Source organism: Burkholderia sp. AU30280 (assembly GCF_020420125.1).
Taxonomy (GTDB): Bacteria; Pseudomonadota; Gammaproteobacteria; order Burkholderiales; family Burkholderiaceae; genus Burkholderia.
In genome coordinates, this window is the sequence record NZ_JAIZRY010000003.1 from 483,759 (window position 1) to 496,998 (window position 13,240).

Here is a 13,240-nt window from a genome sequence, read left to right on the forward strand (position 1 = left end):
CGCATGACGATGCGCGCAAGACGGCCGCGATGCCGGTCAGGCAAATGCGGCACGCGCCGCGGCGGCAGACAAGCGAGCTCCCGCAGCGCCGTCATGCGGCACGGCGCCGTCGGAACGATCGAAACGGGAAGTGGTTCGCCGCTACACGGCGATAGGGCAACGCAGGCATGCGATCTGCGTCGCGCCTGCATTCAGCGAAAAAACGGGAAACGGCAGTCCGACCGGCCCCGCGGATACGCGTCTCATCTGTGGGTCTCCATCCGTACGCTTGATTCGTTATCGTGATGCGTCGTTTGTGGAAACTATGATCGGGCGATACCCACAAGTAAATGGATGCAGAGTTCCAAACGACCGAAACCGCGCAATCCTAGCGTTCATACGGTATTTGACAGATTTTCAAACAGCCTTCATTTTATTTGCTCAGACAAATACCCAAGCTGTATAACACGCGTTTGAACGGCGCCTGCCGATCCGCGCTTGGCCAAGCCAGTCGGGCCTGAGCCGCTCGCATGCATGTTGCGGCGCAACCTTACACATCGACGATCGCGAGCGTGCCGTGGCTGCCCGGCAGCACCGCGTGAAGGGTTCCGGCAAGCGCCAGGTACATCTGCCCGGCCTCGACCACGACCGTCTCGCCCCCGACCTCGAGCATCATCCGGCCGTCCAGCACCAGCAATCCCTCGTTGTAGTCGTGCACTTCCGCTTCATAAGCCTGCGCATCCATGCGCAGCACCTTGATCCTGGCCGGCCCGACCTCGCCGACGATCGTGGATTTCCAGGCGACGGCCTGCGCCGCCGCCACGGATTTGAAATCGATCAAAGCCATGTGCTCGGCTCCGCGAACGATGAGAGGAACGCATTATCGCGAGCGCCGCGCATGCCGTCCCGGTACGGCGCGGCGGCCTTCGGGCGGCACAGTCGGCCGGCGAGCCGCGCGGCGGCCGAGCCGAAACCCGATCGCTGCCCGATTCGCCGAAAGCGGCGCAAATTGTTCGCGCATCGCAAATAAAGCGCCGCGTTATTCGGCGATGCACCGTCAATTCACGCAAATCCGGCGCCGGCAACGCACGCCCTTTCCACGAACATGCATTTCCATCTACCGATTGCTAATATGGCGGTCCCGCGATCCCGCACCACAACGCCGTTCGACATGACGCCCGTTCGCCATGCCGTCCCCGATCCCGGCCGCTTCGCGAGCGGCGGCGATGCCGGGCACGCGCGGCACACACCGTCGCGCCGGCCGGCCATGCCACCCGTGAGCATGCAACCGATCCTTTCCGTCTCCGATCTTTCCAAGACCTACGCGTCCGGCTTCCAGGCGCTGAAGCACGTGACCCTCGACATCCGCCCCGGCGAGATCTTCGCGTTGCTCGGGCCGAACGGCGCCGGCAAGACGACGCTGATCGGCTCGATCTGCGGCATCGTCACGCCGACCGAAGGGCGCGTGACGGTCGGCGGCCACGACATCCGCGATCAATACCGCGCGGCCCGTGAAATGATCGGCCTCGTGCCGCAGGAACTGACGACCGACGCATTCGAAACCGTCTGGGCGACCGTGTCGTTCAGCCGCGGCCTGTTCGGCAAGGCGCCCAATCCCGCGCATATCGAGAAGACGCTGAAGGCGCTGTCGCTGTGGGACAAGCGCGACAACAAGCTGATGACGCTGTCGGGCGGCATGAAGCGCCGCGTGATGATCGCGAAGGCGCTGTCGCACGAGCCGCGCATCCTGTTCCTCGACGAACCGACGGCCGGCGTCGACGTCGAGCTGCGCCGCGACATGTGGAAGCTCGTCGATTCGCTGCGCGAGAGCGGCGTGACGATCCTGCTGACCACGCACTACATCGAGGAAGCCGAGGAAATGGCCGACCGGATCGGCATCATCCTCGGCGGCGAGCTCGTGCTCGTCGAGGAAAAGCATGAGCTGATGCGCAAGCTCGGCAAGAAGCAGCTCACCGTGCAGCTCGAGCACCCGCTCGCCGACGTACCGCCCGCGCTCGCGCCGTTCGGGCTCGAACGCGCGGACGACGGCGCCGCGCTCGTCTACACGTACGACTCGCAGCGCGACGACGCGAGCATCGCGAAGCTGATCAACGCGCTCGGCTCGGCCGGCATCGGCTTCCGCGACCTGCACACGACGCAGAGCTCGCTCGAGGACATTTTCGTCAGCCTGATCGACAACCGCCGCAACGGCATGCAAGGAGCCTGACGCATGAACCTGCATGGCATCCGCGCGATCTACCGCGCAGAAATGGCCCGCACCCGCCGCACGCTGATGCAGAGCATCATCGCGCCGGTGATCTCGACGTCGCTGTACTTCGTGGTGTTCGGCTCCGCGATCGGCTCGCGCATCAGCGACGTGAACGGCATCGGCTACGGCTCGTTCATCGTGCCGGGCCTCGTGATGCTGTCGCTGCTGTCGCAGAGCATCTCGAACGCGTCGTTCGGCATCTACTTCCCGCGCTTCACGGGCACGATCTACGAGATTCTCTCCGCGCCCGTGTCGTACTGGGAGATCGTGATCGCGTATGTGGGCGCGGCCGCGTCGAAGTCGATCCTGCTCGGCGTGATCATCCTCGCCACGGCCGGCCTGTTCGTGCCGCTGCACATCCTGCATCCGTTCTGGATGGTGCTGTTCCTCGTGCTGACGGCGATCACGTTCAGCCTGTTCGGCTTCGTGATCGGCATCTGGGCCGACAGCTTCGAGAAGCTGCAGCTCGTGCCGCTGCTGATCATCACGCCGCTCACGTTCCTCGGCGGCAGCTTCTATTCGGTCGACATGCTGCCGCCCGCGTGGCGCGTCGTCACGCTGTTCAACCCGATCGTCTACCTGGTCAGCGGCTTCCGCTGGTCGTTCTACGGCATCGCCGACGTGCACGTGGGCGTCAGCCTCGGCGCGACGTCGCTGTTCCTCGTCATCCTGCTGGCGATCGTCGCGTGGATGTTCCGCACCGGCTACAAGCTGAAGAACTGACGCAAGACGGCGCCACCCCGCGCCGCCGTCAATGACGCATTTGGGCAAGCAGGCGGCGTTTTTCCTCTGATGCGGCATTTTGTGGTCGCGTCTACTGAAGATGAAGCATCGGGGCCTCGGAGCACACGCTTCGCGGCCCCTTTTCATTTCAGAGGACGCCATGCCCGCCGCCACCGCTCCCGCCTCCGCCGCCGCCCGGCTCGAACGCCTGCCGTTCTCCGGCTATCACAAGCGGATCTTCTTCATCATCGCGATCGCGTTCTTCTTCGACTCGGTCGACCTCGGCACGATGACCTTCGTGCTCGGCTCGATCCGCAAGGAGTTCGGGCTGTCGACCGCGGCCGCCGGCCTCGTCGCGAGCGCGAGCTTCTTCGGGATGGTGCTCGGCGCGGCCGTCGCCGGCCTGCTCGCCGACCGCTTCGGCCGCCGGCCCGTGTTCCAGTGGAGCATGGTGCTGTGGGGCGCGGCCTCCTATCTGTGCTCGACCGCGCAGAGCGTCGACGCGCTGATCGTCTACCGCGTGCTGCTCGGGATCGGGATGGGGATGGAATTCCCGGTCGCGCAGACCTTGCTGTCCGAATTCGTGCCGACCGAGAAGCGCGGCCGCCTGATCGCGCTGATGGACGGCTTCTGGCCGCTCGGCTTCATCACGGCCGGCATCGTCGCGTACTTCGTGCTGCCGCAGTTCGGCTGGCGCACCGTGTTCGCGCTGCTCGCGATTCCCGCCGTGTTCGTGCTCGTCGTGCGCCGCATCGTGCCGGAATCGCCGCGCTGGCTCGAGCATGCGGGCCGGCACGCGGAAGCCGACACGGTGATGCACACGATCGAGGCGAAGGTGATGCGCTCGGCCGGCGTCACCACGCTGCCGCCGCCGTCGCGGCTTGCCGAGCCGGTCGCCGCCCGCGGGCGCGGCGCGCTGCGCGAGATCTGGAGCGGCGTGTACCGGCGCCGCACGGTGATGGTGTGGCTGCTGTGGTTCTTCGCGCTGCTCGGCTTCTACGGCCTCACGTCGTGGCTCGGCGCGCTGCTGCAGCAGGCCGGCTTCGAAGTCACGAAATCGGTGTTCTACACGGTGCTGATCTCGCTCGGCGGCGTGCCGGGCTTCCTGTGCGCGGCGTGGCTCGTCGAGCGCTGGGGGCGCAAGCCGACCTGCATCGCGTCGCTGCTCGGCGGTGGCGCGATGGCGTATGCATACGGCCAGAGCGCGCTGTACGGCGGCAGCATGGCGCTGCTGATCGGCACCGGCCTCGCGATGCAGTTCTTCCTGTTCGGGATGTGGGCCGCGCTGTACACGTACACGCCGGAGCTGTACGGCACCGGCGCGCGCGCGACGGGCTCGGGCTTCGCGTCGGCGATCGGGCGCGTCGGCTCGCTGATCGGGCCTTACGTGGTCGGTGTCGTGCTGCCCGTGTTCGGCCAGGGCGGCGTGTTCACGCTCGGCGCGCTGTCGTTCGTCGCGGCCGCGCTCGCCGTGTGGACGCTCGGGATCGAAACGAAGGGCCTCGCGCTGGAGCAACTGGCGGCGGGCGATGAAGCGGGTAGCGGCGGCCGGTACGCGGCCGCGGCGGACAAGGTGTCCTGAGCGCCCGGTCAGCCTGGGTGTTCCTGACGGCCGGGACGGCGTTCGGTGCCGTGCCCGGCTGGCTGCTGCTTGAACTGACAGGATTCGCGGCCAGCCCGTGCCGATCTTCACAAAGCATGTCCATCAATGGGATGCGCTGGTCGTGTATCTGCCGGCGTACCAGGCGCTGCTGTCGTCGGACATCCTGATGCGCTTCGGCGACGAAGCCGCCGCCGACCCGCTGCCGGCGTTCCTCGATTCGATCCGGCGCTCGGACTACCTGCCGTCGCTCGCACACCTGGCGAGTGCGGTGCGCCGGACCCAGGCGCTCGATCTCGACGTCATCCTGCCGATGCATGGGCCGGTAATCACGCACGACATCCCGCGCGTGCTCGCCGACGCGATCGCGCATTGCGACGCCGCCGCCGCGTAAGCTGCGGCGTCGGCAATCCGACGGCGGCGCAGCAGGTTTCGAGCAGGTCCCGGTCAGGCGCCGGCGACGACGAACTCTTCGGCCGCCTTGCGCTGCACCGCGGCCATCACCGCCAGTTCGCGCTTGCTGCGCGCGTCGCCGGACACGACACCGGTTGCGTTCTTCGCCTTCGCGCCCAGCGGGAAGAAGACAAACGACGCTCCATCCGGAGCCGCCGGCTCGGCGCGCAAGCGTTTGTTCAGGATTTTCAGGTACTTCTTCTTCGAGACTTCCTTAGCAGCCATGGCGTCCTCCGCGTGAACGTGGTGAGGATCAGCATACCAGTTTTGGCGACAGGCTCCGCTGCAAGGCCCGCCGGAGCGCAGTCAGCGAAAATTCATCGGGCCCGATGTCGATTCGCGTCGCCGTCGCGCGTCGTGTTGTCGTAGCCGATCGTTTTGCCGTCGGCACGGCCGACGGCGCCCCCTCATTCCATTCAAGGAGAGTCTGCCATGCGCGTCCTGGTAATCGTCAAGGCCACTGCCGATTCCGAATCCGGCCGGATGCCCGACCCTGAAATGATCGCCGCGATGGGCCGGTTCAACGAAGAACTGGCGCAAGCCGGCATCCTGCTCGCCGCCGACGGGTTGCATCCGAGCATGCGCGGCAAGCGCGTGCACTTCGCCGGCAAGAACCGCACCGTCATCGACGGCCCGTTCGCCGAGACGAAGGAACTCGTCGCCGGCTTCTGGCTGTGGCAGGTGAAATCGATGGAAGAAGCGGTGGAATGGGTGAAGCGCTGCCCGAACCCGATGCCGGGCGACTCCGACATCGAGATCCGCCCGCTGTTCGAGGCCGAAGACTTCAGCCCGGCCTTCACGGCCGAGTTGCAGGAGCAGAAAGCGCGGCAGCGCGCGCAAGCCGAGGCCGGGAAACACGCATAAGCCGGGCGACGCTCGACGGTTTCGCACGACCGTCGGGCGCCGCGTCTACCCGCTGGTGCGTGCGCGTCTCACGTGCGTTTGCGCGGCACCGCGAGCCGCTCGACCGCGCCGCCGGTCACGTCCCTGAACATCCCGGCATTGCCGTACGCCCGCGCGGCGAGCATCGCGCCATAGACCAGCGACACGAATGTCGCGGCCTCGGTCTGCACCGACACGCCCGGCTGCACGATGCCGTCCTTCACCCCTGCCTCGAGCACGCGCACCAGCCACGCGGCGAGGTCGTCGAAATGCGCCTTCACCGCCCGTGCGACTTCGTCAGGCAGCGCCGGCAGTTCCGCGCCGAGCATGCCGGCGACGCAGAACGGCGCGCTGTCGTCCGCGATGCAGCGTTCCCAGTAGCCGAGGTATGCGCGCATCTGCACCAGCGCGTCGGCGCCGCTCGATTCGAGCAGCGCCATGTCGGCATCGAAGTTCGCCTGCGACTGCTGCAGCACGGCGACCGCCAGATCCGCCTTCGTCGGAAAGTGATGGTGAATGCTCGCCTTCCGGATGTCGATCGCGTCCGCAATGTCGGCATAGCTGAATCCGCTGTAGCCGCGCCGCATGATCAGTTGCCGCCCGGCTTCGAGAATGCGGGCCGCCGTGCTGTCACCCGTTACCGTCATATTTGCCTACCATCTAGTCGGATGAAAAACAGGGATAGTTTACCGTCCTGAGATAGTCTTTTCCAGTCGCAGTTTCTCCTTGTCTCATTTACCTACCTACTAGTAGGATGAACATATCGACGAAACAAGAAGCCTGTCGATATCCGACGGTTCCCTACCCTGTCTTTCTTCTGGAGAATGAAAATGAAGCGCTTATCCCAAGTCCGCCAGATCGCGGCCGCTGTCGCGTTGTCCGCCGCCGCACTCGGCTCGCATGCGGCCGTCGCCGCCCCAGTCAAGAACGTCGTGCTGGTCCACGGCTACTTCGCCGACGGCTCGGGCTGGCAAGCCGTCTCGAACATCCTGACGCGCGACGGCTACAAGGTTGCCGTCGTGCAGCAGCCGGAAACGTCGTTCGACGACGACGTGAAGGCGACCCGCCGCGTGATCGACGCGCAGGACGGCCCGAGCATCCTCGTCGGCCACAGCTACGGCGGCGCGGTGATCACCGAGGCCGGCAACGACGACAAGGTCGCGGGCCTCGTCTACGTGGCCGCGTTCCAGCCCGACACCGGCGAAAGCCCGCTCGACCTGACCAAGAAGACGCCGCCCGCGACGAAGGCGATCAAGGCCACCGAAGACGGCCACCTGGTGTTCGACGAAGCGTCGTTCCACGCCGACTTCGCAGCCGACGTGCCGGCCGCCGAAGCGAAATTCATGGCGATCTCGCAAGTGACGCCGGCCGCGCAGTCGTTCGGCGTGCCGATCACGCACGCCGCCTGGCGGACGAAGCCGAGCTGGGCCGTGGTCGCCACGGCCGACCGCGCGATCAACCCCGAGCTCGAACGCTTTATGACGCAACGCGCCGGCAGCAAGACGATCGAACTCAAGTCGAGCCACGTCGCCTACCTCTCGCACCCGGCCGAAGTCGCGAAGCTGATCGAACAGGCGGCCAAGGGCGCCGGCCAAGAGTGAGGCAACCCATCGCCCGCATCCCGCCGTTGACGCTGCCCGCCGAGTAACGTATCGTTTTGATACGTTACTCGGCGAAATCCTTCCGTCATGCATTCCCGCTTCGACCGTTTCCGCACCACCGCGCTCGGCGCCCAGCTCGAAGCGTTGATCGCGCAACCCGGGCGCTACGCCGAATTCGCGGCGCTGTCGCGCGTGGGCGTCGCCGCGATCGGCGCGGTTCAGCACGAAATCGCGCACAAATTCCCCGAAATCGAAACCGACACGACCGCCCGCCAGTTCTGCGGCGCGATGGTCGCGGAAATCATGCGCCGTCACGGCCACGACGTCGTGCAGGCACGCGGACGGCTCGGCGGCACGCTGTTCAGCTATGGCGCGGTGTTCAGCGCGTATCCACAGGTGCTGCCATTCGCCGACGTGGTCGCCGCGCTGGCGCGCCTGCCTGATCGGCTCGCCGCGTATGCCGCACACGTGCCGGCCGCGCTGTGGACACGCCGCCCCGACGGCACGGGCTTCTCGCTCGTCGAGCACGCGTGCCACCTGCGCGATCTCGACGCGGTGTTCGCCGAACGCATCGACGCCGTGCGCACGCTCGAACTGCCGGTGATCGCGTCCGTCGACGGCACCGTGCTCGCCGCGCAACGCGACTATCTCTCGCAGCGGCTTGATGCTGCCGTTACAGCATTCCGCACCGGGCGGGTCTCGCTATGTGAAACCGCAGCTGCGCTGGCGCCGTCGCAACTCGCACGCTGCGGGCTGCGCGACGGCATCCGCCGCATGTCGCTCGACGAACTCGTGCGCGAACTGCTCGACCACGACCGCACGCATGTGCTCGAACTCGACGAACTGCTCGCCGAACTCGGATTGCCGCCCCTTCCTTCCACGCCCGCCCCATGACCCGGCCCACGCCCGTCGTCTTCATCCACGGTTTCATCGGCACGCTCGACGTGCGCGGGTGGAACGGCCCGCATCTCGCCCCCGACCTGCTCGGCTACGGCGCGCATCGCGCGATACCGTTCGACGCGATCACGCTCGCCGCGCAGGTCGAGCATGTCCGCCACGCCGTCGATACGCACTTCGGAATGCAGCCGGTCGATATCGTCGGCCACTCGGTCGGCGGTGCGATCGCGATGCTGTTCGCGCACGCGCACCCCGAACGCGTGCGGCGGATCGTGAACGTCGAAGGCAACTTCACGCTCGACGATGCGTTCTGGTCGGCGTCGGTCGGCCGCATGACGCCCGCCGAAGCCGACGCGATGCTCGACGGCCTGCGCGCCGATCCGCCCGGCTGGCTGCGCGGCACGATCGACGCGCCATCGCCGGGCCTGCTCGACGACGCTCGCCGCTGGCTCGCGCATCAGCCGGCATCGACGCTGCGCGCGATGGGCCGCTCGGTCGTCGCGACGACCGGCGAACCCGGCTATCTGCGGCAGCTCGCCCAGGTATTCGAGCGTCACCCGGTCTGGCTGATGGCCGGCGAACGCTCGCGCGCGGGCTGGCACGTGCCCGACTGGGCACGCGCCCGCTGCGCCGGCTTCGACACGATCGAACGCTGCGGGCACCTGATCCCGGCTGAACGGCCCGACGCGTTTCGCGCGGCGCTCGAGCGCATCGTGTCCGCGCCGGCCGCCTGACAACCCGTAGGATTCGCCGAAATATGGTTGAAAGGCGCGGTTGCTAGAGTCGCCCGAACAGGGTTTCCCGGCGCCCGGCGCCGAACGGGGTCGACACATGCGAGGATCGCTGAACCTGGCACGCGCCTTCTGGCTGCTTCTGCTGGTCGCCATTTCAGGCCCTGCCCTCGCGTTCCATGCGCGCGTCGTCGCGATTCCCAGCGCCGCGATGAACGAGACGCTCAAGGCCACCGTCGTGCTGCCCGACGCTTATGCGCGCGGCGCCCGCGACGGCGACCGCTATCCGGTCGTCTATCTGCTGCACGGCTCGGGCGGCGACCATACCGACTGGACGTCGAACACGCGCATCGCCGCGCTGGCCGATCGCTATCACGTGATCCTCGTGATGCCCGACGGCGGGCACGAGAGCTGGTACATCGACAGCCCGTTCGATTCGGGCAGCCGCTACGAAACCTTCATCGGCGACGAAGTCGTGTCCTACGTCGATTCGCACTTCCGCACGATCGCGACGCAACGCGCCCGCGCGATCACCGGGCTCAGCATGGGCGGCTTCGGCGCGCTGCGCATTGCGCTCGACCGGCCCGACACGTTCGGCGCGGTCGGCAGCATCAGCGGCGCGGTCGATCCGCGCTGCTGCGAGGACGAGCCGGGCATCGACCATGTATTCGGCGACCCCGGCCGCCATCCGTCGTTCTGGAACCGCAACGTGATCGCCGCCAACGCCGGCGCGTTCGTGCGCGCGCATCTCGACCTGACGATCGATTGCGGCCGCGACGACACGTTCGTCGGCTCGAACCGCACGCTGCACGAACGGCTCGTCGCGCTCGGCGTGCCGCACGACTATGCGGAGCGGCCTGGCGGCCACACGTGGGATTACTGGGGGAATGCGATCCGCTACCAGATGCGGTTCTTCGCGACGTCGTTCCAGCATGGCGGCTATGCATACCATCCCGCGCCCCGTGCGCCGGGCATGACGCGCGCGGGCTGACGCGCGCTGCATCGCCGCGCCGCATGTCGCCGCCGGCCGCCTCGACAGCGTGCTTGAAGACGGGTGCCCGACTTTTCCGGCCATCACTTGTAGTACGCGAGCCGGCGGCAGTCGTCACGCGCGCTCGCGGTGATCGTCGATGCGCTGCGCTATCGCACATGAGTCGACGACGCGCCGCGATTCATGAACCGGATCGATAAGTGCATGCGGATTGCCGGGGATTATCGATAGGCGCATCGGTGGCTACCATCGACGGTGTTCCCCACGTTCCCCGGAGCCCTCGATGTCCGAACCGACTTCCGCCGCGCGCAAAGCGTTCGGCGCCATCGCCCCCGCCCTCGCCGACTACACCGACAACGTGCTGTTCGGCGATGTCTGGCAGCGCCCCGGCCTGTCGCCGCGCGATCGCAGCCTCGTCACGGTCGCGAGCCTCGTATCGCTGTATCGCGTCAACGAACTGCCGTTCCATCTGAAGAAGGCGCTCGACAACGGCCTCACGCGCGACGAGCTGATCGAAGCGATCACGCACCTCGCGTTCTACTCGGGCTGGCCGACCGCAAGCTCGGCGCTGACGATCGCGCAGCGCGTGTTCGACGAAGCCGGCGCGTAAGCACGGCCGCCCCTCATTCAACCGGCGGGCGCGCGCCCGCATGGAGCCTTCATGGATTACCGCTATCTCGGGCGCAGCGCGCTCAAGGTGTCGCGGCTGTGTCTCGGCGCAATGATGTTCGGCGGCGAGACCGACGAAGCGACATCCTCACGGATCATCGACAAGGCGTTCGACCAGGGCGTCAATTTCATCGACACGGCCGACGTCTATCACGCCGGCCGCTCGGAAGAAGTCGTCGGCCGCGCGATTGCGTCGCGTCGCGACAGCTGGGTCGTCGCGACGAAGTTCGGCTATCCGGCCGGGCCGGACGCCGGGCCGAACCGGCAGGGCCAGTCGCGCAAATGGATCGTCGAATCGGTCGACGCGAGCCTGAAGCGGCTCGGCACCGACTACATCGACATCCTCTATTTCCATCGCGCGCTGACCGATGCGCCGCTCGATGAAGGCATGCGCGCGATCGCCGACCTGATCCGGCAAGGCAAGCTGCGCTACTTCGGGTTGTCGAACTTCAAGGGCTGGCGCATCGCCGAGGTCGTGCGGCTCGCCGACCAGCTCGGCATCGATCGCCCGGTCGCGAGCGAACCGCTGTACAACCTCGTCGATCGCACGGCCGAGGTCGAACAGCTTCCGGCCGCCGCGCACTACGGGATCGGCGTCGTGCCGTACAGCCCGCTCGCGCGCGGCGTGCTGACCGGCAAATATGCGGTGGATGCGCAGCCGCCCGCCGATTCGCGCGCCGGCCGCGGCGACCGGCGTATCCAGCAAACGGAATGGCGGCCCGAATCGTTGCACATCGCACAGCAGGTGGCCGCGCATGCGGCCGCGCGCGGCACGACATCGGTTGCGTTCGCACTCGCGTGGGTCATGAAGAACCGTATCGTCAGTTCGACGATCGCGGGGCCGCGCACCGAAGCGCACTGGGACAGCTACATCGATGCGCTCAAGCTCGAACTCGGCCCGGACGACGAACGGTTCGTCGATTCGCTCGTGCCGCCCGGGCATGCATCGACGCACGGCTATACCGATCCCGGCTACCCGGTCGAAGGCCGCAAGGTCTGAAGCTGGAACGGGATGATTGAATGACATGCCGGGCGCGATGCCCGGCATGAAGATGAACGCGCGTCGCCCGACGCGCATTCACGTTGATGCTGCTCGATCAGTTGTCGTGCGTCGTGTCGGCGCTGACGACGCGATCGAAGCATTCCTGCGCACGCGCCAGCTCGTCGAGCGCGCGATCGAGGCGCGACATCGCGCGTGCATATTCGGCCGACGAAACGTCGTCGTCGCTTTCGCCGCGCACGGCACGAAAGGCCTGATCGACGTTGCGCGTGGCTTCGACGAAGCGTTGCGCGGCCCGGGCTTCCCGCGAACAGATGTGGGTCGACATCGACACTTCTCCCTCAGGATTGCAGTGTGAAGCACGCCGACGCTCAGTGTGCGTGGTGCGCATGTCGGCGGCGTGAACCACGACCCATCGATTGTCGACGCATCGGCCGCCGCGCAGCGCGCTTCGTGCCGATTGTCTCTCTGCGCTCGCCGCTCCGCTATGGCGAGATTGCAACAAATTCTTGCGCGATTCCGCTGCGCGCGTTTCGTCATGCGCGCCCGATGCGCGAATGCGCAAGGCCTGCGAACGCGGCCGCCTCACCCGGCGACAGGTCGAACAGGTCGCCGGTGAGATCGCGCGGATGCTCGGCTGCCGGCCGATTGCGCAAGCGCGCCGCGTGCGTGGGCGCAACATACGCGGCCGCCGTTTCGATCGGCGGCATATCGAACAGATCGCGCGTGACGCCGCGCACGGCGTCGGTCGGCGAGCGGCCGCGCAAGCGCGCGACGAGTTCGACGAAGCGATCGAAATCGCCCGCGCGCGTGGCCTTGTTCACCTCCGCGAGATCGCGCGCCTTCAACACGCACGGCTGCGCGAGCCGCACGAAATACGGTGCTTCGAGCTCGACCGACAGCGCGAGCGGATAGCTCTTGCCCGTCTGCTCCTTCGCGCGCCCGACGCAATCGACCACGGCCGCCCCCTGTGCGGCGCCGAGTGGCTTGCCGGTGCTCACGCTGCGCAGGTGATCGGGAAACACGCGCAATTGCGTGCCGACCGTCAGCGCGGTGGATGACGCGCACACGAGCGCGTAGTGCTGTTCGCGGCGCCGGCCCGACGGCAACGTCGCGCGACTGGCGATGAACGTGTGCGGCGGCAACGGCCGCACCTGCCCGCTCGCGTCGACCCATGCATTCCACAGCAGCATGTCTTTCCGCTCGCCTGCGCGCGGGCGCGATGCGACCGGCGAAAACAGCGCGAGCAGCGAGCCGGTGCGATGCGCGGCGACTTGCGCGCTGCTGCCGAGCGGCTGGTTGATGCCCCACAGAAACCGCCCGCCCCCGAGCCGGCGCTCCCATTCCTTGCGGAGCACGACGGTCGGCAGTTCCTCGCCGGACTCGGCACCGATCTTGGTCCAGCAGAACGTGGGGGGGAGGTGTTTCAGTGTCATCAACTTTCT

At 67.1% G+C, this 13,240-nt stretch carries 16 protein-coding genes and 1 pseudogene; 12 read left to right on the forward strand and 5 right to left on the reverse strand.

Annotated features, from left to right (window positions below):
- Window positions 1–529: 529 nt before the first annotated feature.
- Complete coding sequence (locus LGN17_RS09605) at window positions 530–826, reverse strand: cupin domain-containing protein (RefSeq protein ID WP_226196198.1); 297 nt, start codon at window positions 824–826, stop codon at window positions 530–532.
- Window positions 827–1,261: 435 nt separating this feature from the next.
- On the opposite strand from LGN17_RS09605, the gene LGN17_RS09610 reads away from it, so the two are divergent.
- From LGN17_RS09610 to LGN17_RS09625, 4 genes are all read left to right on the forward strand, one after another.
- On the forward strand, window positions 1,262–2,206 hold the full coding sequence (locus LGN17_RS09610; protein ID WP_226196200.1) for an ABC transporter ATP-binding protein: 945 nt from the start codon (window positions 1,262–1,264) through the stop codon (window positions 2,204–2,206).
- A gap of 3 nt (window positions 2,207–2,209) precedes the next feature.
- A complete protein-coding gene (locus LGN17_RS09615; protein ID WP_011354149.1) occupies window positions 2,210–2,971 on the forward strand; it encodes an ABC transporter permease in 762 nt (253 codons plus the stop codon).
- A gap of 160 nt (window positions 2,972–3,131) precedes the next feature.
- The gene (locus LGN17_RS09620) at window positions 3,132–4,553 is read left to right on the forward strand and encodes an MFS transporter (RefSeq protein ID WP_226196201.1); all 1,422 of its coding nucleotides are present in this window, start codon (window positions 3,132–3,134) and stop codon (window positions 4,551–4,553) included.
- A 97-nt stretch (window positions 4,554–4,650) separates the two neighbouring features.
- A complete protein-coding gene (locus LGN17_RS09625) occupies window positions 4,651–4,965 on the forward strand; it encodes a hypothetical protein (protein WP_226196203.1) in 315 nt (104 codons plus the stop codon).
- A gap of 53 nt (window positions 4,966–5,018) precedes the next feature.
- On the opposite strand, the gene LGN17_RS09630 is transcribed toward LGN17_RS09625, so the two are convergent.
- A complete protein-coding gene (locus LGN17_RS09630; protein WP_226196205.1) occupies window positions 5,019–5,249 on the reverse strand; it encodes a hypothetical protein in 231 nt (76 codons plus the stop codon).
- A 207-nt stretch (window positions 5,250–5,456) separates the two neighbouring features.
- Between LGN17_RS09630 and LGN17_RS09635 the strand changes: the two genes are divergently transcribed.
- A complete protein-coding gene (locus tag LGN17_RS09635; RefSeq protein ID WP_175954645.1) occupies window positions 5,457–5,888 on the forward strand; it encodes a YciI family protein in 432 nt (143 codons plus the stop codon).
- 68 nt (window positions 5,889–5,956) lie between these two features.
- On the opposite strand, the gene LGN17_RS09640 is transcribed toward LGN17_RS09635, so the two are convergent.
- Window positions 5,957–6,553, reverse strand: a complete 597-nt coding sequence (locus LGN17_RS09640; protein ID WP_226196207.1) for a TetR/AcrR family transcriptional regulator — start codon at window positions 6,551–6,553, stop codon at window positions 5,957–5,959.
- Window positions 6,554–6,736: 183 nt separating this feature from the next.
- On the opposite strand from LGN17_RS09640, the gene LGN17_RS09645 reads away from it, so the two are divergent.
- From LGN17_RS09645 to LGN17_RS09675, 7 genes and pseudogenes are all read left to right on the forward strand, one after another.
- Entirely contained in the window at window positions 6,737–7,507 is a 771-nt protein-coding gene (locus LGN17_RS09645; RefSeq protein ID WP_226196208.1) for an alpha/beta hydrolase, read from the forward strand.
- Window positions 7,508–7,594: 87 nt separating this feature from the next.
- Window positions 7,595–8,401 (forward strand): DinB family protein, encoded by an 807-nt coding sequence (locus LGN17_RS09650; protein ID WP_226196210.1) that lies wholly within the window; start codon window positions 7,595–7,597, stop codon window positions 8,399–8,401.
- A complete protein-coding gene (locus LGN17_RS09655) occupies window positions 8,398–9,138 on the forward strand; it encodes an alpha/beta fold hydrolase (protein WP_226196212.1) in 741 nt (246 codons plus the stop codon). Before LGN17_RS09650 ends, LGN17_RS09655 begins: the two co-directional genes overlap by 4 nt.
- A gap of 97 nt (window positions 9,139–9,235) precedes the next feature.
- The gene (locus LGN17_RS09660) at window positions 9,236–10,126 is read left to right on the forward strand and encodes an alpha/beta hydrolase (RefSeq protein WP_226196214.1); all 891 of its coding nucleotides are present in this window, start codon (window positions 9,236–9,238) and stop codon (window positions 10,124–10,126) included.
- Window positions 10,127–10,136: 10 nt separating this feature from the next.
- Window positions 10,137–10,288 (forward strand): annotated as a pseudogene (locus LGN17_RS09665) (LysR family transcriptional regulator); the annotation flags it as partial.
- Window positions 10,289–10,409: 121 nt separating this feature from the next.
- Window positions 10,410–10,736 carry a carboxymuconolactone decarboxylase family protein gene (locus LGN17_RS09670; protein ID WP_226196216.1) on the forward strand — a complete coding sequence of 109 codons (327 nt, stop codon included), beginning with the start codon at window positions 10,410–10,412 and terminating at the stop codon, window positions 10,734–10,736.
- A gap of 51 nt (window positions 10,737–10,787) precedes the next feature.
- Window positions 10,788–11,795, forward strand: a complete 1,008-nt coding sequence (locus tag LGN17_RS09675) for an aldo/keto reductase (RefSeq protein ID WP_226196219.1) — start codon at window positions 10,788–10,790, stop codon at window positions 11,793–11,795.
- Between the two features lie 97 nt (window positions 11,796–11,892).
- On the opposite strand, the gene LGN17_RS09680 is transcribed toward LGN17_RS09675, so the two are convergent.
- Window positions 11,893–12,123, reverse strand: a complete 231-nt coding sequence (locus LGN17_RS09680; RefSeq protein WP_175954661.1) for a hypothetical protein — start codon at window positions 12,121–12,123, stop codon at window positions 11,893–11,895.
- A gap of 208 nt (window positions 12,124–12,331) precedes the next feature.
- Entirely contained in the window at window positions 12,332–13,231 is a 900-nt protein-coding gene (locus LGN17_RS09685; protein ID WP_226196221.1) for a hypothetical protein, read from the reverse strand.
- Between the last annotated feature and the right edge of the window lie 9 nt (window positions 13,232–13,240).

Coding starts and splice junctions, on each gene's coding strand:
- LGN17_RS09620 (WP_226196201.1), top strand. CDS start 3,132: ATGCCCGCCGCCACCGCTCCCGCCTCCGCCGCCGCCCGGCTCGAACGC.
- LGN17_RS09605 (WP_226196198.1), bottom strand. CDS start 826: ATGGCTTTGATCGATTTCAAATCCGTGGCGGCGGCGCAGGCCGTCGCC.
- LGN17_RS09685 (WP_226196221.1), bottom strand. CDS start 13,231: ATGACACTGAAACACCTCCCCCCCACGTTCTGCTGGACCAAGATCGGT.
- LGN17_RS09610 (WP_226196200.1), top strand. CDS start 1,262: ATGCAACCGATCCTTTCCGTCTCCGATCTTTCCAAGACCTACGCGTCC.
- LGN17_RS09645 (WP_226196208.1), top strand. CDS start 6,737: ATGAAGCGCTTATCCCAAGTCCGCCAGATCGCGGCCGCTGTCGCGTTG.
- LGN17_RS09615 (WP_011354149.1), top strand. CDS start 2,210: ATGAACCTGCATGGCATCCGCGCGATCTACCGCGCAGAAATGGCCCGC.
- LGN17_RS09670 (WP_226196216.1), top strand. CDS start 10,410: ATGTCCGAACCGACTTCCGCCGCGCGCAAAGCGTTCGGCGCCATCGCC.
- LGN17_RS09680 (WP_175954661.1), bottom strand. CDS start 12,123: ATGTCGACCCACATCTGTTCGCGGGAAGCCCGGGCCGCGCAACGCTTC.
- LGN17_RS09660 (WP_226196214.1), top strand. CDS start 9,236: ATGCGAGGATCGCTGAACCTGGCACGCGCCTTCTGGCTGCTTCTGCTG.
- LGN17_RS09675 (WP_226196219.1), top strand. CDS start 10,788: ATGGATTACCGCTATCTCGGGCGCAGCGCGCTCAAGGTGTCGCGGCTG.
- LGN17_RS09655 (WP_226196212.1), top strand. CDS start 8,398: ATGACCCGGCCCACGCCCGTCGTCTTCATCCACGGTTTCATCGGCACG.
- LGN17_RS09640 (WP_226196207.1), bottom strand. CDS start 6,553: ATGACGGTAACGGGTGACAGCACGGCGGCCCGCATTCTCGAAGCCGGG.
- LGN17_RS09630 (WP_226196205.1), bottom strand. CDS start 5,249: ATGGCTGCTAAGGAAGTCTCGAAGAAGAAGTACCTGAAAATCCTGAAC.
- LGN17_RS09650 (WP_226196210.1), top strand. CDS start 7,595: ATGCATTCCCGCTTCGACCGTTTCCGCACCACCGCGCTCGGCGCCCAG.
- LGN17_RS09635 (WP_175954645.1), top strand. CDS start 5,457: ATGCGCGTCCTGGTAATCGTCAAGGCCACTGCCGATTCCGAATCCGGC.